We start from the raw sequence: 23,863 nt of genomic DNA, 5'->3' as shown, positions 1-23,863 counted from the left end.
TTAACGCCGGTTGGGAGCTTTATGAATTCATCTCACAACCTTCAACCCTTTCCCGGTTCCGCTGCGGCCCACTGGCTGACGCAACTGCGAACCACTTCCCCTTTAGTTCATTGCCTGACAAATCAGGTGGTACAAAATTTTACCGCCAATGTTCTGCTGGCTTTAGGAACCTCACCGGCAATGGTGGTGGCCCGACAGGAGGCCGGAGATTTTAGTGCTATTGCCAGCGGGCTTTTGATCAATGTGGGCACCCTGAACGAAACTCAGGCAGAAGCGATGTTGCTGGCGGTGGAATCAGCTAATCGCGCCAATGTTCCCTGGGTTTTGGATCCGGTAGCGGTCGGAGGATTGAGCTATCGTACTGACTTCGCCCATCAATTATTGACCATGAAACCTGCGGCTATTCGCGGTAATGCTTCTGAAATTATGGCGCTGGCCGGTTTGAGTTCAGCGGGTCGCGGCGTTGACAGTACCGACGATTCTTTAGCTGCGTTACCGGCTGCGATTGAGTTAGCCAACGGTAGCGGTGCTATCGTTGCGGTGACCGGCGCTATTGACTATGTAACCGATGGTCAAACCTGTTATGCCTTGCCTTTTGGCGATCCGTTAATGACCCGAGTGGTTGGAACAGGTTGTGCATTGTCCGCCGTGGTGGCTGCATTTTTATCGCTGGATAAAGAGAAGACTCTTGAGCTGGTTGCCAGCGCCTGCATGGTAATGGCCCTTTGCGGTGGCGTTGCCGCCAGTGAATCTGCCGGGCCGGGGAGTTTTGTTCCCCGTTTTCTTGATCTGCTTTATCAACTGCAACCAGAACATCTGATGGGTAAAACACTATGAGAATTAATGCATTAACTATTGCCGGTACCGATCCAAGTGGCGGTGCAGGTATTCAGGCTGACTTAAAAACCTTCTCTGCGTTAGAAGCTTATGGTACCAGCGTAATGACCGCGCTGGTGGCGCAAAATACGCTGGGTGTACAGTCGGTTTATCGCATTGAGCCTGATTTTGTGGCTGCCCAGCTTAGTTCAGTACTGGATGATGTGCGTATCGACACCGCCAAAATTGGCATGCTGGCTGAATCAGATATTGTGCAGGTGGTGGCTGAGTCACTAAAGCGCTATCCCATTCCTTACGTGGTATTGGATACGGTAATGGTGGCAAAAAGTGGCGATCCGTTACTGGCTCCGGATGCAGTAGAGGCGATTCGTCGTCAATTGCTGCCGATTGTTTCTTTGATTACACCTAATCTGCCGGAAGCTGCCGCTCTGCTTGATTGCTCTATTGCCACCACTGAAGCTGAAATGTTGGAGCAGGGAAAAGCGCTGTTAGGAATGGGCTGCCCGGCGGTGTTAATGAAAGGAGGGCATTTAAGTGAAGCGGAAAGCCCCGACTGGTTGATTACCCCACAGCAAACGCTGCGCTTTAGTGCCCAAAGAATTGCTACTAAACATACTCATGGGACCGGATGTACGCTTTCTGCCGCGCTGGCTGCGTTGCGCCCTCGCTGCGATAGCTGGGAGCAGACAGTACAGTGGGCTAAAGATTATTTACAGCAGGCACTGATAATGGCAGACAGTCTGGAAGTGGGGCACGGTATCGGCCCGGTACACCATTTTCATCGCTGGTGGTGAAAATAAAACCTGCTGGTAATTAATCGGTAGTTCAGTCCACTAACAAACCTAATAATTTAGCCTTGATGGATATTCCGGTCGTAAAATCTGAAGTGCTTATATTGATTTTGTACTCGACCGGAAGACCATCTGTACTTGGCTTCGACGTGCGTCGGGCCTAGGCTGCCTACGGGCACTTCGTTGGCTTACGCCAAGTCGACCCCCACGGCACCCTCTCCCTCCGATGAGCTATATTAAGATACAAAACGTGTTACCTACTTTATCCGCAGAGCAATTACGGATGGGTAAAAAATACACCAAGAGCGTGCTACAGGGTTTGTTCTGTGATCTTTTTAACGAAGCTTTCTTCCGATTGCTGCTCACTGGCAACCATCGCCAACGTGGTATCCAGCATGCGGTTGGCAAAGCCCCATTCGTTATCACACCATACCAACATTTTTACCAGATGCTGACCGCTGACCCGGGTTTGTGTGCCATCCACAATGGCGCTGTGCGGATCATGATTAAAATCGGTAGAAACCAGCGGTAACTCGGTATAATCCACAATGCCCTGAAAGTTGCTATTAGCCGCATGTTCTAACAGCTGATTAATGTCTTGCACACTTACCGGGACTTCCAGCGTAACGCTCAGATCGATAGCCGTTACGTTGATGGTGGGTACACGCACCGAAATCGCTTCAAATCGATCGCAAAACTTAGGGAAGATACGCGTGATCCCCGCTGCCAGTTTAGTGTCGACCGGAATGATTGACTGATTTGCCGCTCGGGTGCGGCGTAAGTCTTTGTGGTAAGCATCAATCACTGGCTGATCGTTCATCGCAGCGTGAATGGTGGTCACCGTGCCTGAGCGAATCTCAAAGGCATCATCCAGCAGTTTGATTACCGGAATAATGCAGTTAGTGGTACAGGATGCATTGGAAACGATACGGTCTCCGGCCTTTAATTCATGGTGGTTTACGCCATAAACAATGGTTGCATCTAAGTCGTTACCCCCCGGGTGGGAGAACAGAACCTTTTTGGCACCGGCAGCGATATGCGCTTCGCCATCAGCTCGGCTCCCGTAAACGCCGCTGCAATCCAGCACGATATCAACGTTTAATGATTTCCACGGCAGATTGGTAATTTCTTTTTGATGGAATAACTGTATTGCATCATCATCCACCCATAACATTCTTCCTTCCTGACGAATGCGACGGGCAAAGCGCCCGTGGGTTGAATCGTATTTTAATAAGTGTGCCATACCGTTAGGGTCGGCCAGCTCATTAATTGCCACCACACTGATTTTTTTGTGATGTTCTGACTCGTACAAAGCGCGTAAAACGCTGCGGCCAATACGGCCAAAGCCATTAATAGCTACTCGGATGGTCATGTTATACCTTTATTGTTCGTTATCATGCCGGCTGGTTAGCATAATGTAATGCAAGAAAATGTGAGTGTTGTGAGATCACAATATCAATAGTCAATCCGAAGATAATCATGCTAATGATGTTGGATGATTATCAACAAAATGACAGAGTTCAGGCATCTGTGTAAAGCGCTAATATCATTCTTGTATAATTGCATAAATTATAATTAACTATGCTGATTATGTCGTAGTGATGATGTTGGGGTTTTTATGAATAGAATATCGCTAATTTCTTGTATTGCCTTGTTTTTAGTGGGATGCACTTCGGAGTCTTATACCGAACCTTGCCCGCGGGGCTCAGGTTGTGTGGTTAACGATCGGGAACGACCCATTTATGACTATGACCCAGGTTCCGATAGCATGAAGCGGGATCGCCGCATGGAGCGGGTCCGGGATCAAGGCGCAGCCGATAAATCTACCGATCAGGGCACCATATTTGGTTGGTAATCGCTATTCAGGATTAAATTACTGGCAGCAGTCTGGCGTCAGAATGGTGTAATAAATCCCGCTTTGATTAAAGGCGATAACCCGATTTCCACGCATGTTATAAACACATTGCTTCAGCGATTTGCCGCCAGAATCAGTAAATACCAGTTTTGCGGTCTCCTTTAATGAGGATGCATTGAATTTAAACACGTGAAAATTATCATTCTGTCCATAGCCTCCGACCATGATTAAGTAGGGGTGACTTAGCGCAAAGGCATGGCTGCCCTGAACAGGAACCCGATAAGACGTGGCTTGCAGCTTGTTTAAATGCACTAACTGGAAATCAGAATAGTAGTAAAACCAAAATGAGTGCTCACTTTCAGCATTCACCGCATAACAGTCACAAATATCAAACTGCTCGGCCTGCCAGAGAACATTGCCTTCCGCATTAAATTTTACCAAACCATATTGTCCGAGAGGTTGCCCCCAGCCGTAATTACCGAATACTCCCTCATCGAAATAGCTAACCCAGATAGCGCCGTCTGTGGTGACATTAATATCTTCAATACCATCCCCCAGGGTGAAACGACGCACTCGTTGCCCATCCAGATTGTAAACTTCAGCATTCTTTTCCGGGTCGCCATGATTGTAGTGGCAGCGAGCACCCACCAACAAAATATGCTGCTCATCCAGTATCTGCACATAGTGAAAGTTGGTTTTTGATTCAATAGAAGGGACGGATAATATCAGTTCACCATGTTGATAGATTGAGACAAACCAGCTTCGCTTATCGGTTTGACTGGCTACAAACTGGCCATTAATGCGTTCCGGAATGGACTCTGCTTCCAGTACCATCAGGCGATCGGCAGTGCTCCATGAGCAGGCAACCAGCTCACCGCGGGATTGGTGTTCAATAGGGGTAAGGGCAACTTTAATCATGATTATCTTTATTTTATTATCAGGGATGATAGCCGTTAAGGAAGCAGTCTACCGCCGACTGCACATGCTGTCTGATCACCGCTTTAGGCGGTACTTTTACACCAAACAGCACTTCATGCTGGATATAACCTTTCAGTAAACTAAGCAGATGATTGCAGGCGACTGAGGGATCACCATTCTTCAGATGCCCTTGTTCCATATGGGAGAGCAAAAACTGTCTTAAATAGTTGGTTATGCGATAAGGACCATGATTTAGATAAAAATCAGCCAGTTCCTGATCGTGCTGAGATTCGGTCAGTAAAATGCGAAAAGTGTTCAGTAAGGTGGGGGATAAAATGGTATCCAGATAGTTGGTACCAAACTGAATCAATTGTTGTTCCAGATTTTTATTGTCGTCATTTTTAAAGTTGAATATCGCTTCAACCTCTTCAATGCAGCGGCCAATCACCGCAGTCAGCAGGCCCCGTTTATCACCAAAATAGCTGTAAATAGTCTGCTTGGAGCCACCGCATTGTTCAATAATCTGATCCAGATTGGTTTGATGATACCCCTGCTCAAGAAACAGTTGGGTTGCTACCTCAATAATTTTTTGTTGTTTTAGTTTTGTTGATGGGCGCATAGTCGAACCTCTCTGATCTCCTGCTATAAGAATACCGTTATTTTTCAGTCAGTTTATCTTATTTTATTGGTTAAAGAATAAATCTGTTACGTCGTACTAAATATTCTGATGAATCGCATCAGATATTATTTTTATTTTGGACACATTATAAATAAGAATAGCCGGAAAGGGGGATTATCTTAATCAAGCAGGAAAGGGATCGCGGTGGATAAATAGCCAGGAGAGCATCGAATGGATAGCTCTCCTTTAATCATTCTATTTTACGGTTTTAATCGGGCTAAATATTGGGGCTGAAAAATACACATACGAATGGTGTCGCGATATTCTCCATTAATAAAGAATTCGTGCTTAAGAATACCCTCGGTTTCAAATCCCAGCTTGGTATAAATATGAATGGCTTTCTCATTTTCTCTATCAACAATTAAATAGAGCTTATACAGGTTAAGCACCGAGAAACCATATTCCATGGCGGACTGTGCTGCGGCACTGGCATAGCCATGCCCTTGCCAGGCCGGATCGATAATGATCTGAAATTCTGCCCGGCGGTGTATATGGTTTATTTCTACCAGTTCAACCAGCCCTACGCGATTATTATCTGCTTCAATAATAAAGCGTCGTTCGCTCTGGTCATGGATATGTTTATCGTACAGGTCCGACAGCTCAACAAAGGCTTCGTAGGGTTCTTCAAACCAATAGCGCATAACGCTGGCGTTATTATCGAGTTGGTGGACAAATCTGAGGTCTTCACGTTCAAGCGGACGTAGCTTGACGCTGGGTTTACCCGACATGGGAACTCCTGATAGCTATCTGTTTATAAATAATTCGTTGTAGCAGGGCTACAACTTACTAGCTTAGTCAGGTTAATGTGTTGTGGGCAAGTACTATTTCAGACCAGAGGCGGGAGAGATAAGGCTACGACACCGGTAATGGGTATCGTAGCCATAATGCGGTATATCAGGCTTCGGTGTAACCCTGAGGGGGTAAAGGTTGGTTATCCATCCAGGCTTTGCCATCACGCATTGCCAGACGACCATCCATAAACCAGCTAACAACCAGCGGATAGATGCGATGCTCTTCAACCTGTACCCGTTTAATCAACCCGGCTTCGCTATCCTGTGGTAATACCGGTACTGCCGCTTGCAGAATAATCGGGCCGCCATCCAGCTCTTCGGTAACAAAGTGAATAGTTGCACCATGTTGCTTGTCGCCGTTACTCAGCGCCTGACTGTGAGTGTGCAGGCCCGGATATTTAGGCAACAGGGAAGGGTGAATATTCAGCAGCTTACCCGCATAGCGATTAACAAATACAGGGCTCAAAATTCGCATATAGCCCGCTAAAACAATCAGGTCAGGCTTATAGCGATCGATGGTATCTGCCAGTGCCAGGTCATAATCAGTACGACTGCTAAAATACTTAGGCTCAACCACTTCAGTAACAATGCCGGACTGTTGTGCCCGCACTAATCCATAAGCCTCAGGAACATTGCTGAACACCGCACTGATAGTCCCGTTGATTTGCTCACTATCGCAGGCATCAATGATAGCCTGAAGATTAGAGCCGCTGCCGGAAATGAGTACAACAATACTTTTCATTAGCCGATAACCACCTGCTCATCAGAAGTGGAAGCCTTGATAGTGCCAATTTTCCACGCGATTTCACCGGTAGATTGTAATTGGGCAATGGCTGCACTGGCTTGCGCTTCTGGTAGGGCGATAACCATACCCACGCCGCAGTTAAAGGTCCGATACATTTCGTGGCGGTTGACGTTACCGGCTTGCTGCAACCAGTTAAACACTTCCGGCCACTGCCAGCTTGATTCGTCGATCACCGCCTGAGTGCCCTGAGGCAATACGCGGGGAATATTTTCCCAGAAGCCGCCACCGGTAATATGGGCGATAGCATGCACCTCAATCTGTTCCAGCATTTGCAGAATAGACTTCACATAAATTTTAGTTGGTGCCAGCAGGTGGTCTGCCAGTGATTTACCTGCCAGCATAGTGGCTTGTGGATCGGTTTTGCTGACTTCAAGAATTTTACGTACCAGCGAGTAGCCGTTAGAGTGTGGGCCACTGGAGGCCAGAGCGATCAGCGTGTCACCTTCGGAAACTTTGCTGCCGTCAATGATTTCAGATTTCTCTACTACGCCAACGCAGAAACCGGCTACGTCATAATCTTCACCATGGTACATGCCGGGCATTTCGGCCGTTTCTCCACCAACCAGCGCACAGCCAGACTGTTTACAGCCTTCGCCAATGCCGGTCACTACGCGGGCTGCGGTATCCACATCCAGCTTGCCGGTGGCGTAATAATCAAGGAAAAACAGTGGCTCAGCACCCTGAACAATCAGGTCGTTAACGCACATGGCAACCAGATCGATACCAATGGTATCGTGGCGCTTTAAATCCATGGCTAACCGAAGTTTGGTACCGACACCATCGGTACCTGAAACCAGAATCGGTTCACGGTATTTTTGCGGCAGTGCGCAAAGTGCTCCAAACCCTCCGAGTCCACCCATAACTTCAGGACGACGGGTTTGTTTTACTACACCTTTGATTCTATCGACTAAAGCGTTACCAGCATCAATGTCAACACCAGCGTCTTTGTAGCTTAGAGAAGTTTTATCGGTCACTGCGGGGTTCCCCATGGAGATAGGTGATATTTAACAGAAACGGCATAATTCTATCAGTTATAGCAAACGTTTGCCTATGGTTTTTATCTCTGATGTATAAACTCACTGGCTTATCACCGCGCATTTAGCGCTAATCCAGATTCTGAATAGTGGCATAAACCCCCTGTACCACTTTTGCCATACGCTGATAATCCAGTTGGTCCCAGGTATCACCGTTAGATTCGTGGTAGTGGTGATTACGATAAAATGCGGTATCGGTGATCATTACCGCCGGGAAGTCCTGCTTCCAGTAATGCAGATGGTCAGAATAATCGATTCCGGGAATGAATGAGGGGGCATTCAGTGAATAAACCGGTAAGTCGCTGGCACCCATCATCAGGCTTTTCACTTGTGCCGTGATGTCCCGATTACTCAGATTGCTAATGACGGTAATAAAGTGCCCTTTATCACTGTAGAGCGATTTCATTATACTCAATGGAAAATCTTGTGAGTCTGCCTCATCACTGAAATAACCAATCATTTCCAGCGACATCATCAGTTTTACTGGTCGTTGAGTTTCCGCTAATTGTCGGGCATGGAAAGCGCTTCCCATTTCATCGGTACTGAAAAAGGGCGGTTCTTCCAGACTGTAAGCCACCAGTTCCACCGGCGATGAAGGCGGATGTTGTTTTAACAAACGGGCTAATTCCAGCAAACCGGCGACCCCGCTGGCGTTATCATCCGCACCGCGAGTTTTATGGTAGGAGTCATAGTGAGCACCAACCACAATTAATTCACCTTCCGCGGGTCCAAAACGGGCAATGATATTGCGATAAGGCTTATCTCTTACGGTAAATTTTTGCTCTGATAGCCTGTCGGTATAAGGTTCCAGCTGTTGCATAATGTAATCAGCGCTGGCATTCAGATTTTCCGGATGGGTGTAATCTCTTGGGTAATAGGTTTCGGATAACTGCCTGACGTGTTGGGTTAACCGTTCGCCAGAAACATCCGGGGCAGTACTGTATCTGGCTTCCACCGAAGATTGAGTAAATAGTGAGCAAGAGGTCAGACTAACCGCAAATAAGCATGTTATCGAAACCAGCAGCGATTTTTTGTTGATATTAAAAGATGTCTTCATATCCCTGAATGTTAACTCCTGATACCTGACGTAAGGTTTCTACCCACCGCCAATGATTAATTGGAAAAAACAGCGCTCTGTTAACAGTATTAGCACAATCTATAGCCTATCATGATCTGAATCATGCATTTCTTTGTTACGGCTCACGCATTATCAGGTATAATTTGCCGATTTTTTTGAGAGCGACAGTGCACCATCCGCGATATGGGAGAGGAATAAATGAAGATCGTTGTAGTTAAGCATCCACTGGTTAAACATAAGTTAGGCCTGATGCGCGAAGAAGATATCAGCACTAAACGTTTTCGTGAATTAGCCTCAGAGGTTGGTAGTTTACTAACTTACGAAGCAACCGCCGATTTAGAAACTGAAAAAGTTACCATCAATGGCTGGAATGGCCCGGTAGAAATCGAACAAATCAAAGGTAAAAAAATCACCGTCGTGCCGATTCTGCGTGCAGGCTTAGGCATGATGGAAGGGGTATTGGAACACGTTCCAAGTGCGCGTATCAGCGTAGTGGGTGTGTATCGTGATGAAGAGACCCTGCAACCGGTGCCTTATTTCCAAAAACTGGTTTCCAATATTGAAGAGCGTATGGCGCTGGTAGTTGACCCAATGCTGGCGACCGGTGGCTCGATGATTGCAACCATCGATTTACTGAAAAAAGCAGGCTGCCAGTCAATTAAAGTTCTGGTACTGGTTGCTGCACCTGAAGGCGTTGAAGCATTAGAAAAAGCGCATCCGGATGTTGAGCTGTATACCGCTTCTATCGATCAGGGCTTAAACGAAAAAGGTTATATCATTCCGGGTCTGGGTGACGCGGGCGATAAAATCTTTGGCACTAAGTAATCAGTAAACTGATATTCAACAAGGATGTTGTTGCCGGGGCCGGTGTTGATTGTGCTACCCACTCTACCTCTGATAATTAGGGTGGTTTATCAGTCGTCGGTGCCCGTTTGGTTTTAATAAAAATAAGGTGTGTCGTATGCCACGTTATAATTATTTTTTAGCGGCAATATTCTCCCTGTCTTTTGCCTCTCCGGTATGGAGTAGCGAAGCCCCTGTTAATCATGCCAACAGCAATGCCAATAGCCGTGAAGTAGCCAGTGCGTTGGGTGGCATTACCAACAAGACCTTTTCCTTAAAAGAAGCGCCAGTACTGAAGGTAGCTTCTTTCAATATCGCTGCCGGTAAAGTCAGTGATATGACGGCAATTGCCAAAGCCATTAAAGCTATGAATGTTGATATTGTCGCCCTACAGGAAGTGGACAAACTTACTGCACGTAGCAGTAAAGTGGATCAACTGGCTGAATTAATGAAGCTAACCGGTATGCACGGTGTGTTTGGTCGGGCTATTGACTATGACGGCGGTGAATACGGTCTGGCTTATCTGTCTAAATATCCAATTAAAGATCAGGTTATCTATCCATTGCCTTCAGGTCAGCGGGAACAACGCATTGCGTTTGTGGCTAAGGTTGAAGTGCCTAATTTTGCAGTACCGGTTACCGTAGTGAATGCTCATCTGGATACCAAAGAAGATCCGGCTATGCGTTTGGATCAGGTGAGAGAGTTAAACGATCGCACCATTGAAATCCGCGGTATCAAGCTATTGTTCGGCGATATGAACGATGTGCCACAGAGCGTAACCTGGCAGGAATTAAATCGTTACTGGAATGATATTCAACCGGGTGACAAAGATGGTCGCAGTTGGCCTGCTGAAAATGCCGAAATCAAGGTAGACTATATCTTTACCGGTAATGCACAACGTTGGCATCTGGATAATCTTATTATTCCAAATGCGACCGGTGAGTGGGCGGGTATTAACTGGCCATCGGTCAGTGACCATCTCCCCATCGTGGCGGAACTCAGGATGACTGAGCAATAAACAGATAAATATGGGCGACACGATCGCCCATATTTATGGATGCAAGTTGGCTAATAGTATGGTGGTTTTACGGAACATCCGGGTGTTATCAGGCTAAAAGTAAACCTGATAACAAAGTCTGATTGGTTCAGCTTTGTGTTTTAACATAGCCAATCGGAGGGAGAGCTTTCCGTTTGGGTCGACTTGGCGTAAGCCAACGAAGCGCCCATAGGAAAGGTAGGCCCGACGCGCTCCGCAGCTAAGTACAAATGGTTTACCGACCGTTACCAGTGCCGATATCAGCACATCGTTTTTACGGTCGGAATATTCACGACTGCCAATTTATCAGCAATATCAGGCTAAAAAATCAGCCTGCAGTAGTAATAATAAGTCATAAGAAATTAGTTACAGGCAAGACGACCGGCGCTCATGTAAAGGTGTAACCGCGCCGGATAACAACATCATTTCAAACTAGAGGTTTATTTTATGCAACAGCCGTCAATGACCGGCGCACAGCCACCTGCCTGGCAGAACGTTCTGGTGGGAGCTCAAATGCTGTTTGTGGCATTTGGTGCGTTAGTACTGGTACCGCTGATCACAGGGTTAGATACCAACGTGGCACTGTTTACCGCAGGCTTCGGTACCTTGCTGTTTCAACTCTGTACTAAAGGTAAGGTGCCGGTCTTTCTGGCGTCATCTTTTGCCTTTATTGTTCCTATCAGTTACGGCGTTCAAACCTGGGGGATCCCTGCCACCATGGGTGGATTGTTTGCCGCCGGTGTGATGTACATGATTTTTGGCGGCCTGATTAAACTGCGCGGTTCGAATATTATTGAAAGGCTGCTACCACCGGTCGTTACCGGCCCAATGATTGCGATCATCGGTCTGACGCTGGCACCTGCAGCGGTAAACATGGCATTAGGCAAAAGTGGAGATGGTGGTTCAGTGATTCTGGGGGATTACCGTACCGCACTGTTCATTTCTATGCTGTCGCTGCTGACGACCTTACTGGTAGCCGTTTGGGCAAAAGGTATTTTCCGCCTGATTCCAATTTTATCCGGCATTGTGGTTGGTTATGTTGTCGCACTGATGATGGGAATCGTTAACTTCCAACCGGTGCTGGATGCGCCGTGGTTTGCTATTCCTAATTTTACCGCGCCGGAATTCCACTGGCAGGCGATTCTGTTTATGTTACCGGTGGTTATCGCGCCAACGATTGAACACGTTGGCGATATTATGGCGATCAGTTCGGTTTCCGGTAAAGATTACGCGAAAGACCCGGGCCTGCATCGTACGCTGGCGGGTGATGGTCTGGCCACTTCGGCCGCGGCCTGTTTTGGTGGTCCTCCTTGTATTACCTATGCAGAGGTTATCGGTGCAGTCACGCTGACTCGTAACTTTAATCCATTAGTCATGACATTTGCTGCCTGTTGGGCGGTGTTCATGTCATTTATCGGTAAGATTGGCGCTTTCCTGAATACGATTCCATCGGTAGTGATGGGCGGTATTATGGTGCTGTTGTTTGGTTCAATCGCCGCCGTAGGTATCAATATTCTGGTGAAAAACCGCGTAGATCTGTCCGTTGCGCGTAACCTGTGTATTGTTTCTATCGTTCTGGTGTTCGGTATCGGCGGTATGGTGTTTAACTTCGGTCAGTATTCACTGCAGGGCATTAGCCTGTGTGGTGTCATTGCTATCCTGTTGAACCTGATCCTGCCTAAAGCGCCGGTTCACCATGAATCAGAGAAATCAGCCCATTAATTTGGCTGCCGGCAACCTGGTGTTGCCGGTTCTCCCTCTCTCTTCGGTATGCTAGACTGATCCGGTTTTCGGTTTTTTTAGTTTGAGGTGTTTCTGAATACATCGACGCAGCTATCTTTTCCTCTCTATCTTTCTGATGATGAGCGGTTTGCCAGCTTTTATCCCGGCGAAAATGCGTCGCTGCTTTCGGCTATTCATTCCGCACTGGAACAGGAACACAGTACTTATATCTATTTCTGGTCTGGTGATGCCAGCGGAAAGAGTCATCTACTGAATGCCGCCTGTTCGGCGCTCTCTCAGAAGGGAATGGCAGTCGGTTATGTGCCGCTGGATAAGCGCACCTATTTTGTGCCTGAAGTGCTGGATGGCATGGAACAACTGGCGCTGGTCTGTATTGATAATATTGAGTGTATTGCCGGTGACAGTGAGTGGGAGATGGCTATCTTCAACCTGTATAACCGCATCCTTGAAACCGGGTTTACCCGGCTGTTGATTAGCGGTGATGTTCCTCCCCGTCAGTTAAATCTGTCATTGCCTGATTTGGCTTCGCGTCTGGATTGGGGGCAAATCTATCGATTACATCCACTGTCAGATGAAGACAAACTTCAGGCGCTGATTCTACGGGCAAAACTACGTGGTTTTGAACTACCGGAAGACGTGGGGCGTTTTCTGCTTAAGAGACTTGAGCGGGATATGCGAACTCTGTTTGAAACGCTGGACCGTTTAGATTCAGCATCTATCACGGCCCAACGTAAATTAACCATTCCTTTTGTTAAAGAAGCACTGGAACTATAAGCTTCTCATAACACCATTTTATAACGTACAGGGCTGAAAACGCTCGAAATCGGTTCTGGTTTCACCCATCTGACCATAGGTCACATTAATAATCAGCTCATCGAGATCGGAGATCATCGAATAGGGCCGATCTTTATTGGCTTTTTTCATTGCCTCATAAAACGGTTGATAAAAGTCAGCAGTTTGCCCCTGAGGATCGTATTTGAGGCTGACATAAAAAACCGGGTAATCGCCGTTATTGCATAGCTTAGCCGCGGTAACATCAACACCATATTTGGCTAAAACATCCCGGGTTGCTGGTTTCCAGTCTTTTAATACAACATCCCGGCAGTCATGAGTTATCTCGGTAAATAGCCTGGTTTTCTCCAGTGAAGGAATATATTCAGCGGCGAAAGGAGTGCCGGACATAACCAGACCGGCAGAGAGCAGGCTACCCATAAATAATGATTGTAGATGTGGCTTTTTCATTATTCATCCTTAAACAACGTGGGCGTAGATTCAGATAATTTCCAATACGTTTTCTGGCGGTCGTCCTAAACGTGCCTGTTCACCAACTATCACAATGGGTCGCTCAATCAGTTTTGGGTTAGCCGTCATGGCATCAATCAGCTCTTGTTCTGAGGCATCCACCAGATTTAGCTCTTTATACAGATCTTCTTTAGTGCGAATTAGCTGACGAGCGGAACTGAAATTCAGCTGCTTTAACAGGGTATGAATTTGTTTGCTATCGGGTGGGGTATCCATATACAAAACAACATCAGGTTTAATCCCTTTTTCTTCCAGTAGCTCCAACGTTTTTCTACTGGTACTGCAACGAGGGTTATGAAAAATAGTTACGGTTTTAGTCATTATTATTGTTCTCCTGAGATCATTCTTAAGATCGGTCAAACTGTTTAAAGCGTTGTTGTAGTTGGCGTAGCTGGTCGATACGTGCATCATAACGCGCCTGTTTCAGGCTCCCAACCTGAACCGAAGAACTGGCGGTGGTCAGCATACTAATTGCCTGATCGAGGCGACCAACCAATGCCATACTCTCAGCCCGGGCGGCTAACTCTTCATCACGTAATCCTTGATCGGCCGCGGCTTTTGCCAACAAGTCCCAACCGTTAGGATCTTCCGGATGGCTATAGGTATAGCGATTAAGCAAGGTGGTCGCTTTCGCGGTTTGACGAGCTTCAATATAAGCATTACCCAGATTGAGCTGCAGTACAGCGCTGTTTGGTTGGCTCTTAATCGCCTGTTCTAAGCGGCTGACTGCTTGTGGAGCACGGTTTTGCTCCAGATCGATATCGGTGGCCAGATCGAGGAACCAAACATTGTTGGGTTGCTGAGTTAACAGTGGCTGAATAATGTTGCGAGCGGCATCGAACTGCTTGGATTTATAGTAGAGAATCGCCTGACCATACTTTCCGGCCATCTGTTCACGGGCGTTGCCTTTTTTATAGTCATCCAGCATAAACTGGCTTAATCCGTCCATACCGCCGTACATACCTAATACGCGCAGTTTAGCAAACAGATAATCCTGAGAAGAGGCAACGACTTTATGGCCTAGCTGCTGGGCGCGACTACGGGTGTCAGACATACGACTGTCTGGCAGGGGGTGAGTCAGTAACATTTCTGGAGGCTTGCTGGCATAGCGATATTTGTCTGCCAGTTTTTGCATAAAGTCCGGCATGCCCATAGGGTCAAAACCTGCGCGTTGTAATACGCGAATGCCGATACGGTCAGCTTCCTGCTCATTGGCTTGAGTGAAACTGATCATACCCTGTTGGGTTCCGGCAATGGTGGTACTTAACGCTGCCATACCCGCCTGAGGGTTAGCCATTGCCAGTAAAATTGAACCTAAAGCCCCAACCCAGGTCAATGGTGCATTACGCTGCTGTTCTTCCATAGCGCGCGCTAAATGGCGCTGGGTAACGTGTGAAATTTCGTGGGCCATTACTGAAGCTAACTGACTCTCATCGTCCGTTTCGCGAAACAGGGAAGAGTGCAGAACTACGTTGCCGCCAAAGAAGGCAAAGGCGTTGATCTCGTTATTCTGGATGAGATAAAAATGAAAGGGTGTTCTTACCGCATCGGCTTTAGAGACCAACTTTTGACCCAGATTATTTACGTAATCAGTCAGCAGCGGATCGTAAATCAGCGGTGCGCCGGAACGCAGTTGCCGCAGGTAAAAGTCACCCATCAGCAGTTCTTGATTAATACTGAGAGTACCACCGGCAGTGGTACCAATATCCGGCAAGTCGCTGGTAGTATCAGCGATAACCGGGATGGCCGGGCTGCATAGCAGCGTACTACCTAATAAGGTGACGAGTAAGGATTTACCAAAACGGGTGGACATATCGATATCAATTCCAGAAGTTATATTAACCTACAGAACAGGCTCTGATGCTGATGCAATGAGAGCCGTTTTCCCTAAACTTACATTTGTCTGCATTTTCCCGAGAAAACCATCGGGTTACCTTAAATCTTATCGTGTTAACAGGCGGTTTGTTGCTATTATAGCGATAGCTCCGGTTAGCCATCCTTCAGTATGCAATACATGATAAATTATCACTGTTATGCGGCGGTTGCACCGAATAACTGAAGCTTAGTTGAGGCATTTCCGGGCGATAGTTTACTCACCTGATTATGTAGACAACGAATATCATGTTTTGTCCTGTCTATTTCTGTTCTTCCTATAGGTTTTTTAATTTGAATCTATATGAAGCACTGAAACAGATTCAATGAAAGGTTTTCTCCCCGGAGGTTGTTATGTTGGAGATGTTGTCTCGCTGGTATCGCCGGCGTTTCACTGACCCTCAGGCTGTAGCATTACTGATTATTTTAGTCGTAGGCTTCGGTATTATCTATTTTTTCCATGGTATTTTGGCGCCGCTATTAGTGGCGATTGTACTGGCCTATTTACTGGAATGGCCAACTACCAAAATCCAGGATATGGGGCTTTCTCGTGGGTTAGCCGCGACCAGCGTGATCATCCTGTTTGGTGGAATCATGTGTGTAGCCATTCTGGTGGTCATGCCAGCAGCATGGCAACAGGGGGTGAATCTGGTTGCGGATATGCCGAAGATGCTAAACCGCTTTCACGACTTTGCCGCAACGCTTCCTGCTCGCTATCCGGCGCTGGTTGATGCCGGCATCATTGATTTATTTGCGGAAAATCTGCGTACCAAACTGGCCGGTCTGGCGGATTCAGTGGTGAAATACTCTATGGCATCACTGATGGGGCTTTTAACGCTGGCGATCTATTTGATTCTGGTACCGTTGATGGTGTTCTTCTTGCTGAAAGATAAACGGCAGATGATTTATGCGGTACATCGCATATTGCCGCGTAACCGTGGGTTGGCAGGCAAAGTATGGTTGGAGATGAACCAACAAATCACCAACTATATTCGCGGTAAAGTGGTTGAGATTGTGATTGTTGGTGTGGCCACTTATCTGGTGTTCTGGTTTATGGATATGCGCTATTCCCTATTGTTGGCGGTGTTGGTTGGGATATCGGTGTTAATTCCTTATATCGGCGCAGTGTTAATCACCATACCGGTGTTTATTGTGGCGTTATTTCAGTGGGGGATTGGGCCTGATTTCTGGACGCTGGTTATTGCCTATCTGGTGGTTCAGGGGCTGGACAGTAACATTCTGGTGCCATTTTTATTCTCAGAGGCTGTTAACCTGCACCCGTTAGTGATTATTCTGTCAGTAGTGATTTTTGGCGGGCTGTGGGGATTCTGGGGCGTGTTCTTTGCCATTCCTCTGGCAACACTGGTTAAAGCGGTTATTCACGTTTGGCCGGACGATTTGATAGCAGAGAATCTGCGTTAAAAAAACGAAACAAACAACGGCTACCTCCCCTGATGGGGTAGCCGTTGCCATAAAAATCCGTCAACCTTTACCGTTTAGATAGTTCAGTACAATCTCATGGTGGTTGTTGGTTTTGAAATCATCAAAGACTTTTTCAATTTTTCCATCAGTGCCAACTAAAAAGCTGATGCGATGAATACCGTCATAGGTTTTACCCATAAAGGTTTTTTCACCCCAAACGCCAAACAGTTCGCAAACCTGATGTTCCTCGTCAGAAAGCAGCGTAAAGTTCAGCAGATCTCTTTCAACAAAGCGAGATAGCTTTTCTGGTTTATCAGTGCTGATACCCAGAATGTCTACACCGAGTTTTTTCAGTTCATCCATGTTATCCCGTAATCCGCAGGCTTGTACGGTACAACCTGGCGTCATGGCTTTTGGATAAAAATAGATAAGAACTCTCTGCCCTTGAAAATCACTCAGGCTGATATCTTCACCATCTTGATCCGGGAGTGTAAATTCAGGGGCGGTATCACCGGCTTTTAATGGGTTTATCACTAGTTCCGTCCTTTTTTCATGCTTGTGGATTGATTACGATGTTAATACTGCCTTGTGCATTTAGTTCTGTACAGAGGCAATAGAAATCTTGTTCAACCTTTTTATGCGTGCCGGTCAGGGCACTGTGTAAAGTAATCTCAATATACAGCTTAGCTTCTTTTGTTATTTCGCAAATGCTGGTTTTTGAAGTAAGTTCAGCAATGCTGGTTTCTGCTGCATCAAATAAGTTGGTAAAGCGTTCAATCAAGTGGGGCGAATCTTTTACCTCTACTTTTACCCACATCGTGACCGGCATGGGAGGGCGAGGGTGCTGAGTTGTGCGCTTCATCACAATCAATAACTCTAATTCCACCCCTTTTTGTGGCAAAGTAGATTCGAGCAGCATCATGGCGCTCCATCCACCGGAAAGCAGCATAATAAAAGTAAATTCTTCACCCAACAGTGCCAGACGGCTATCCTCTATATTACAGCCGCAGCTACTGACATGCCGGGTAATAGTATTGACTATTCCCGGACGATCGGTACCCAAGGCGGTAATGACAAGGTAATATTCAGATTGCTGTGGCACGTTAAAACTTCCTGCCTGAAAATGATGATACTATGGTAAACATAAAAAAATCACCCAGACAAGCAGTTAGAGTGATGTTGTTGCTTGCTTTTCGCTATTGGTCAAAAGTACCATGTTCGATATGTCTATTAAGGGGAATCGCTTATGTTTACGGGAAGTATGGTTGCACTGGTTACGCCAATGGACTCAACAGGTTCAGTTGACCGCGCCAGTTTGAAAAAACTGATTGATTATCATGTGGCTAGCGGCACTGTCGCGATCGTTTCCGTAGGCACCACTGGGGAATCAGCCACGCTTAATCATCATGAACATGTTGATGTGGTGAAATTAACGTTAGATTTAGCCGATGGTCGCATCCCTGTTATCGCCGGAACCGGCGCTAATGCGACAGCGGAAGCCATTTCTCTGACTCAGCATTTCAATAATACCGGTGTTATCGGTTGTTTGTCCGTAACACCCTATTACAATAAGCCAACTCAGGAAGGTTTATTCCAGCATTTTAAAGCGATCGCCGAGCATACTGATTTGCCTCAAATCCTTTATAATGTTCCTGGTCGCACCGGTTGTGATATGTTACCTGAAACCGTTGCCCGTTTAGCGGAAGTGCCAAACATTGTTGCATTGAAAGATGCAACCGGTAACTTAAGCCGGGTTAGCCAGACTCAGGCGCTGGTAGGAAATGATTTTAAATTGCTCAGCGGCGACGATGCGACCTCTTTAGAGTTTATGCAGTTAGGTGGTCACGGTGTGATTTCCGTTACGGCAAACGTTGCTGCGCGTGAAATCGCAAAATTATGTGAATTAGCTGCGCAAGGAAACTTTGCTGAAGCTCGTTGTCTTAATGAACGGATAATGCCTTTACATCTGAAATTGTTTGTTGAATCCAACCCAATTCCAGTGAAGTGGGCATGTTATCGTTTAGGTTTAATTGCTGATGATACAATGCGGTTACCAATGACTCCGCTGGCGCAAAGCGCCCGGCCGATAGTTGAACAGGCGTTAAAGTCTGCTGGTCTGCTATAAATTTTAGGAAAAATTAATGGTTCATTCATTACAGAAAATAGTTGGTGTCTCGCTGGTTGTGCTGCTGGCTGCTTGTTCTAACGATCAGACATATAAGCATCAGGTAAGTGGCGATGAAGACTATTTAAAAGCCCCTGCGTTAAAGGAATTACGCGCGCCGGCAGGAATGATATTGCCTGTTCAGAACGGTCAGTATGCGGTAAGCAATAGAGCTGTCTCAACCGGTAACGTTGGTTTAGCGCTGGATATTCGCCCACCATCTCAGCCTCTGGCTCTGATGACCGGATCGCGAGTGCAGTACAGTGCCAATACCGCCACGCTTTCATTAGAGAACAGCAGCAAGTATCAGGCGCTATGGTCTCAGGTTATTGCGGTTCTTGAGCAAAAAGGCTATCGCATCGCCGACCGTCAGGATGCCAGCCAAACGCTGACAACTGACTGGGTTAACTGGCAGCGTAGCGATGAAAACGTTGCTCACAGCGCTCGTTATCAGATAGCGGTTCAGCCTCAGGGTTATCAGAATCAACTGTCAGTGAAAGTGCTGGAACTGAAAGCCGGTGATAAAACGGTGTCTGATGCCGCTTCTATGCAACGCTACAGTATCAGTATGTTGAATGCCATTACTGAAGGCTTAGATAAAACTCAGAGCAATCTGAGTTCTCAACAGGCTGCAAAAGCAGGTGGTAGTATTGTTCTGCAAGCAGCCCACGATGATACTGGTCTACCGGTAGTCATTGTACGCGCGCCTTATACTAACGTTTGGGAGCGTCTGCCAACGGTGCTGGAAAATGTGGGCATGAAGATTAACGATCGTAATAAGCAACTGGGCTTAATTACCGTGACCTTCAAGTCATCAAACAGCAACTGGGCAGCATTGAGTGTGCCAAATCCAGATTTGAAAAACGGTGATTACAAAATTCAGGTGGGCGATTTAGATAACCGCAGTAGCCTGCAATTTAGTACCGATAAAGGCCAGGTGTTGAAAGAGTCAGAAAACAACGCACTGGTTACGGTTCTGCAATCCGCGTTTAACCATAGCTTGATAGCTGAATAATGAAAAAAGGGGCTTAACGCCCCTTTTTTATTCCACGTTTAGTAATAAAAACCATCACATTTGAAATCAACGGAGAAAACTGAAGATGCAAAAGGTAGCCGAACTTTATCGTGGTAAGGCAAAAACCGTTTATACAACAGAGGATCCGGACCTGCTAGTTCTGGAATTTCGTAATGACACTTCAGCCCTGGACGGTGAGCGCATTGAGCAGTTCGATCGTAAAGGAATGGTCAATAATAAATTTAACTATTTCATTATGAGCAAGCTGGAAGAGGCGGGAATTCCGACTCAGATGGTGCGTCTGCTTTCTGATACTGAAGTACTGGTTAAGAAGCTGGAGATGGTGCCGGTTGAATGTGTAATCCGCAACCGTGCTGCGGGATCTCTGGTGCGTCGTTTAGGCGTAAAAGAGGGAATGGAACTCAGCCCACCGTTGTTCGATCTGTTTTTGAAAAACGATGCCATGCATGACCCAATGATCAACGAATCTTATTGCACTACTTTTGGTTGGGTGAATGAGTCTAATCTGGCGCGAATGAAAGAGCTGACCTATAAAGCCAACGACGTGCTAAAAAAACTGTTTGATGATGCCGGTCTGATCCTGGTGGACTTTAAGCTGGAGTTTGGTCTGTTTAAAGGTGAAATTGTGCTGGGCGATGAGTTCTCCCCGGACGGCAGCCGCCTGTGGGATAAAACAACGCTTAACAAAATGGATAAAGACCGTTTCCGCCAAAGCCTGGGTGGCTTGATTGAAGCGTACGAAGAGGTAGCACACCGTCTCGGTATTAATTTGGACTAGTTGCGCAATCGATTTCGTAAGCTCAGTGTCACTGTTAAAAGCCGGTTTATCCGGCTTTTTGCTTATCTGGTGATGGTGATTCTTACAACAAAATTATGCTTTATTACTCGTTTTATCCTGCATCAATAGGGCTTTTTATGTTTTGCTGCATATACTCAGGTTATATAATGTAATTATTGGCCTGATTTATGGCCGTTGATAATGAGAGACAAGATTATGCGTTGGCAAGGTCGTCGGGAAAGCGATAACGTTGAGGATCGCCGTAGTGAGTCAGGTGGTTTTTCTCGTGGAATGGGTGGCGGCGGTATGCGAGTACCCAGAGGTAAAGGTGGATTGGTTCTGCTGGTCGTGGTACTGGTGGCCGGATACTACGGCGTAGACCTGACACCACTGCTAAACGGTGGCGATGTACAACCTACCCAGCAAAGCCAGGCTCTCTCTCCGCAGGATAACGAAAAGGCTAAATTCACCTCAGTGGTATTGGCCTCTACAGAAGATACCTGGGATGCCATCTTTAAAAAAGAGGGGAGTAGCTATCAGGACCCTAAACTGGTGCTGTATCGCGGCGCAACCCGTACCGGTTGTGGTACCGGTGAATCAGTGATGGGGCCGTTCTATTGCCCGGCGGATAAGACCGTATATATCGACCTGTCGTTTTATCAGGATATGGAAACACGTCTGAAAGCCGGTGGTGATTTTGCTCAGGCCTACGTTGTTGCTCATGAAGTTGGCCACCATGTACAAAATCTGATGGGTATTGCCAATAAAGTTCGTGCTATGCAGCAGCAATCCCGTAGTCAGGCTGAAGTGAACCGTCTCTCTGTGAAGCAAGAGCTACAGGCAGACTGCTTTGCCGGGGTCTGGGGGCACAGTATGCAAAAACAGCAGGTATTAGAAATGGGTGATATGGAAGAAGCGCTCAACGCCGCTCAGGCGATTGGTGATGACCGTCTGCAAAAGCAAAGCAGCGGCCGCGTTATTCCTGATAGTTTTACTCACGGTACTTCACAGCAGCGTTATACCTGGTTCAAACGTGGTTTTGATTCTGGTGATTTTCGCCAGTGTGATACTTTCTCAACCGATAAACTATAACGCTTTTGATTATTTGCGGTATGATGAATATCGGAATTTCTTAACCGATATTCATCAAGCATTTATTTGTATCTTCATTTATGAGAACTACCGCAAATGCCCAGTATTGACCCCACACTTATCATCCTGCTGGTATTGGCCGGGCTAGGTATTCTTAGCCACAACAATACCGTCACTATTGCCATTCTTGTTCTGCTTATCCTCCGCCTGACGCCACTTGAGGCTGCATTCCCAATGGTGCAGAAATATGGATTAACCGTGGGTATTACCATATTGACCATTGCGGTGATGACACCGCTGGCTAACGGTAAAATGAGTCCAGCCATGTTGTTGCAGGTGTTTGTTAACTGGAAATCGATAGTCGCAATCATTATCGGGATTGCCGTAGCCTGGTTGGGGGGGAGAGGGGTAACGCTGATGACCAGCCAGCCCTCCATTGTGGCGGGGCTGTTGATTGGTACCATTATTGGTGTGGCATTTTTCCGCGGAGTACCGGTAGGCCCATTGATTGCTGCCGGAATGGTATCACTGATTGTTGGCCGAACCTGACGGTTGATCGGTTAGCGAAAACCGGCGATAGCGGGATGGTGAAGTAGCAAAATACTTTTTAAATGCCCGACAAAAGCTCTGCTGAGAATCAAATTGATATTTTGCCGCCACATCGGCCACGGTTACTCGGCTCTTTTTTAATTCACTGGCAGCATTATTGAGCCGCTGGATGCGAATGTAAGAGGCGAGTGGATAGCCGGTAATGCTCTTAAACATTCGCTGAAGGTGCCATGGAGAGTAGCCTGACCTTGAAGCAACCGTTTTGATATTAAGCGGCTCCTGAAGATTATCCTTAATCCAGCTGGTGAGTTGATTGACCACATTGGTATGAAACATGAGTTTTCCCTCCTGCGAGTGATTGTCTGGCTGTGATTCAGGCTGGTTGGGCCATCGCTGGTAAATTGAACATCTGCCCGATTCGCTGCATAGCATTAGCCATTGCCACATCTCTGCCAGGATGGGACATACTGACACCCTCTGCCCGAACAATATGAATATCCTTTAAGCCTAATGTTCCCAACATAGAAACCAGATAAGGCTCCTGAAAATCATGGGCTAAGCCTTCTCCATGGCTATAGATACCACCGCGAGATGAGGCAATAAATACCGGTCTGTCTTTCAGTAAGCCCACCGGGCCACTGGAGGTATAACGAAAAGTTTTCCCTGCCTGACAAATCAGGTCCAGCCAGGTTTTCAGATGGCTGGAAATAGAGTGGTTGTACATTGGAGAGCCAATAACTAAAGCATCACACACTTTTAGCTGTTCTATGGCTTGATTAACGGCGGTGATTTCCGCCAGGGCGCTGTCGGATAGATTTGTGCTCTGGTGTGAACGCAGGCTGGTCATGGCTTCTGCTGACAGGTGTGGCGGTGAATTAGTGCCATAGTCCTGATAGACGGTATTCACTTCAGATTCTGTTTGTTTCAAGGCAGTAACGATAGCGGCTGACAGCTCCCGGGAGACAGAGTCTTTGATGAAGGGGCTGGAGTCGATATGTAAGATATTCATAAAAATTTGTTCCTGTTGCTTGTGTTTTTTACCTGACACATGGCTTGTTAATAAAAAGACATTCAGTTTTGAGTATGTTTCGTCCACTAATAGTGCAGTATCTAAATTAATCATAGTGCGAGTGGCCGAGCAGGAGGCGTTAAGGCGAACGCCTCCTGCACCTCCGCGCCTTCGCACCCGAATCCAGGTCGCCTGACGGCGACTTCCCTCCGCCTTTATTCGGGCTTAC

At 46.8% G+C, this 23,863-nt stretch carries 27 protein-coding genes; 13 read left to right on the top strand and 14 right to left on the bottom strand.

Translation table 11 applies throughout. The annotated features are described in order from the left end of the window. The first annotated feature begins 21 nt into the window (after positions 1–21). Both thiM and thiD read left to right on the top strand, forming a co-directional pair. A complete protein-coding gene (gene thiM / locus EKN56_RS17300) occupies positions 22–837 on the top strand; it encodes a hydroxyethylthiazole kinase (RefSeq protein WP_130592951.1) in 816 nt (271 codons plus the stop codon). Beyond that, entirely contained in the window at positions 834–1,631 is a 798-nt protein-coding gene (thiD, locus tag EKN56_RS17295; RefSeq protein ID WP_130592950.1) for a bifunctional hydroxymethylpyrimidine kinase/phosphomethylpyrimidine kinase, read from the top strand. The genes thiM and thiD overlap by 4 nt, the downstream gene beginning before the upstream one ends. Positions 1,632–1,938: 307 nt before the next feature. On the opposite strand, the gene epd is transcribed toward thiD, so the two are convergent. Beyond that, positions 1,939–3,000, bottom strand: coding sequence for an erythrose-4-phosphate dehydrogenase (epd, locus tag EKN56_RS17290; RefSeq protein ID WP_130592949.1), 1,062 nt, complete (start codon positions 2,998–3,000; stop codon positions 1,939–1,941). A 246-nt stretch (positions 3,001–3,246) separates the two neighbouring features. On the opposite strand from epd, the gene EKN56_RS17285 reads away from it, so the two are divergent. Then, positions 3,247–3,483 (top strand): hypothetical protein, encoded by a 237-nt coding sequence (locus EKN56_RS17285; protein ID WP_130592948.1) that lies wholly within the window; start codon positions 3,247–3,249, stop codon positions 3,481–3,483. A gap of 18 nt (positions 3,484–3,501) precedes the next feature. On the opposite strand, the gene EKN56_RS17280 is transcribed toward EKN56_RS17285, so the two are convergent. The 6 genes from EKN56_RS17280 to EKN56_RS17255 all read right to left on the bottom strand — a co-directional run bounded on the left by EKN56_RS17280 (position 3,502) and on the right by EKN56_RS17255 (position 8,767). Then, on the bottom strand, positions 3,502–4,401 hold the full coding sequence (locus EKN56_RS17280; protein ID WP_130592947.1) for a hypothetical protein: 900 nt from the start codon (positions 4,399–4,401) through the stop codon (positions 3,502–3,504). A 19-nt stretch (positions 4,402–4,420) separates the two neighbouring features. After that, complete coding sequence (locus EKN56_RS17275; protein WP_130592946.1) at positions 4,421–5,020, bottom strand: TetR/AcrR family transcriptional regulator; 600 nt, start codon at positions 5,018–5,020, stop codon at positions 4,421–4,423. A 260-nt stretch (positions 5,021–5,280) separates the two neighbouring features. Continuing rightward, on the bottom strand, positions 5,281–5,808 hold the full coding sequence (gene speG / locus EKN56_RS17270; protein ID WP_130592945.1) for a spermidine N1-acetyltransferase: 528 nt from the start codon (positions 5,806–5,808) through the stop codon (positions 5,281–5,283). Between the two features lie 166 nt (positions 5,809–5,974). Continuing rightward, positions 5,975–6,613 (bottom strand): phosphoribosylglycinamide formyltransferase, encoded by a 639-nt coding sequence (purN, locus tag EKN56_RS17265; protein ID WP_130592944.1) that lies wholly within the window; start codon positions 6,611–6,613, stop codon positions 5,975–5,977. Further along, positions 6,613–7,650: a phosphoribosylformylglycinamidine cyclo-ligase gene (gene purM / locus EKN56_RS17260; protein WP_130592943.1), complete on the bottom strand. Its 1,038-nt coding sequence runs from the start codon at positions 7,648–7,650 to the stop codon at positions 6,613–6,615. The genes purN and purM overlap by 1 nt, the downstream gene beginning before the upstream one ends. A 130-nt stretch (positions 7,651–7,780) precedes the next feature. Beyond that, a complete protein-coding gene (locus tag EKN56_RS17255; protein ID WP_130592942.1) occupies positions 7,781–8,767 on the bottom strand; it encodes a M28 family peptidase in 987 nt (328 codons plus the stop codon). A 219-nt stretch (positions 8,768–8,986) separates the two neighbouring features. On the opposite strand from EKN56_RS17255, the gene upp reads away from it, so the two are divergent. The 4 genes from upp to hda all read left to right on the top strand — a co-directional run bounded on the left by upp (position 8,987) and on the right by hda (position 13,184). Beyond that, on the top strand, positions 8,987–9,613 hold the full coding sequence (gene upp / locus EKN56_RS17250) for a uracil phosphoribosyltransferase (RefSeq protein ID WP_130592941.1): 627 nt from the start codon (positions 8,987–8,989) through the stop codon (positions 9,611–9,613). Between the two features lie 136 nt (positions 9,614–9,749). Further along, positions 9,750–10,649, top strand: coding sequence for an endonuclease/exonuclease/phosphatase family protein (locus EKN56_RS17245; protein WP_130592940.1), 900 nt, complete (start codon positions 9,750–9,752; stop codon positions 10,647–10,649). 465 nt (positions 10,650–11,114) lie between these two features. After that, positions 11,115–12,389 carry a uracil-xanthine permease family protein gene (locus tag EKN56_RS17240; protein ID WP_130592939.1) on the top strand — a complete coding sequence of 425 codons (1,275 nt, stop codon included), beginning with the start codon at positions 11,115–11,117 and terminating at the stop codon, positions 12,387–12,389. A gap of 87 nt (positions 12,390–12,476) precedes the next feature. Continuing rightward, a complete protein-coding gene (gene hda / locus EKN56_RS17235; protein WP_130592938.1) occupies positions 12,477–13,184 on the top strand; it encodes a DnaA inactivator Hda in 708 nt (235 codons plus the stop codon). An 18-nt stretch (positions 13,185–13,202) separates the two neighbouring features. Here hda and EKN56_RS17230 read toward each other — a convergent pair whose 3' ends face one another. The 3 genes from EKN56_RS17230 to bepA are packed head-to-tail and all read right to left on the bottom strand — an operon-like array spanning position 13,203 to position 15,525. Then, positions 13,203–13,652, bottom strand: coding sequence for a hypothetical protein (locus EKN56_RS17230; RefSeq protein ID WP_130592937.1), 450 nt, complete (start codon positions 13,650–13,652; stop codon positions 13,203–13,205). Positions 13,653–13,682: 30 nt separating this feature from the next. Then, positions 13,683–14,033, bottom strand: a complete 351-nt coding sequence (arsC, locus tag EKN56_RS17225; RefSeq protein ID WP_130592936.1) for an arsenate reductase (glutaredoxin) — start codon at positions 14,031–14,033, stop codon at positions 13,683–13,685. A gap of 25 nt (positions 14,034–14,058) precedes the next feature. Next, a complete protein-coding gene (gene bepA / locus EKN56_RS17220; protein ID WP_130592935.1) occupies positions 14,059–15,525 on the bottom strand; it encodes a beta-barrel assembly-enhancing protease in 1,467 nt (488 codons plus the stop codon). 413 nt (positions 15,526–15,938) lie between these two features. Between bepA and EKN56_RS17215 the strand changes: the two genes are divergently transcribed. Beyond that, complete coding sequence (locus EKN56_RS17215; protein ID WP_130592934.1) at positions 15,939–17,006, top strand: AI-2E family transporter; 1,068 nt, start codon at positions 15,939–15,941, stop codon at positions 17,004–17,006. A 60-nt stretch (positions 17,007–17,066) separates the two neighbouring features. On the opposite strand, the gene bcp is transcribed toward EKN56_RS17215, so the two are convergent. After that, positions 17,067–17,537 carry a thioredoxin-dependent thiol peroxidase gene (gene bcp / locus EKN56_RS17210; protein WP_130593760.1) on the bottom strand — a complete coding sequence of 157 codons (471 nt, stop codon included), beginning with the start codon at positions 17,535–17,537 and terminating at the stop codon, positions 17,067–17,069. Positions 17,538–17,556: 19 nt separating this feature from the next. Next, on the bottom strand, positions 17,557–18,108 hold the full coding sequence (locus EKN56_RS17205; protein ID WP_130592933.1) for a glycine cleavage system transcriptional repressor: 552 nt from the start codon (positions 18,106–18,108) through the stop codon (positions 17,557–17,559). Positions 18,109–18,252: 144 nt separating this feature from the next. Between EKN56_RS17205 and dapA the strand changes: the two genes are divergently transcribed. The 5 genes from dapA to EKN56_RS17180 all read left to right on the top strand — a co-directional run bounded on the left by dapA (position 18,253) and on the right by EKN56_RS17180 (position 22,625). Then, positions 18,253–19,131 carry a 4-hydroxy-tetrahydrodipicolinate synthase gene (gene dapA / locus EKN56_RS17200; protein ID WP_130592932.1) on the top strand — a complete coding sequence of 293 codons (879 nt, stop codon included), beginning with the start codon at positions 18,253–18,255 and terminating at the stop codon, positions 19,129–19,131. Positions 19,132–19,147: 16 nt separating this feature from the next. Beyond that, positions 19,148–20,185, top strand: coding sequence for an outer membrane protein assembly factor BamC (bamC, locus tag EKN56_RS17195; RefSeq protein WP_130592931.1), 1,038 nt, complete (start codon positions 19,148–19,150; stop codon positions 20,183–20,185). A gap of 85 nt (positions 20,186–20,270) precedes the next feature. Then, positions 20,271–20,984, top strand: a complete 714-nt coding sequence (gene purC, locus EKN56_RS17190) for a phosphoribosylaminoimidazolesuccinocarboxamide synthase (protein WP_130592930.1) — start codon at positions 20,271–20,273, stop codon at positions 20,982–20,984. A 216-nt stretch (positions 20,985–21,200) separates the two neighbouring features. After that, on the top strand, positions 21,201–22,076 hold the full coding sequence (gene ypfJ, locus EKN56_RS17185; RefSeq protein WP_130593759.1) for a KPN_02809 family neutral zinc metallopeptidase: 876 nt from the start codon (positions 21,201–21,203) through the stop codon (positions 22,074–22,076). Positions 22,077–22,172: 96 nt separating this feature from the next. Beyond that, positions 22,173–22,625 carry a DUF441 domain-containing protein gene (locus EKN56_RS17180; protein WP_130592929.1) on the top strand — a complete coding sequence of 151 codons (453 nt, stop codon included), beginning with the start codon at positions 22,173–22,175 and terminating at the stop codon, positions 22,623–22,625. Here EKN56_RS17180 and EKN56_RS17175 read toward each other — a convergent pair. Continuing rightward, complete coding sequence (locus tag EKN56_RS17175; protein WP_168189679.1) at positions 22,602–22,961, bottom strand: helix-turn-helix domain-containing protein; 360 nt, start codon at positions 22,959–22,961, stop codon at positions 22,602–22,604. The two genes, EKN56_RS17180 and EKN56_RS17175, sit on opposite strands and share 24 nt — an antisense overlap. 37 nt (positions 22,962–22,998) lie before the next feature. Next, complete coding sequence (locus EKN56_RS17170; RefSeq protein ID WP_130592927.1) at positions 22,999–23,634, bottom strand: FMN-dependent NADH-azoreductase; 636 nt, start codon at positions 23,632–23,634, stop codon at positions 22,999–23,001. Positions 23,635–23,863: the final 229 nt, after the last annotated feature.

It is taken from the genome of Limnobaculum zhutongyuii (assembly GCF_004295645.1).
In the GTDB taxonomy this organism is placed as follows: Bacteria; Pseudomonadota; Gammaproteobacteria; order Enterobacterales; family Enterobacteriaceae; genus Limnobaculum; species Limnobaculum zhutongyuii.
Note: the sequence above shows the minus strand (reverse complement) of the source record. Positions and strands in the feature narration are given on the sequence as shown.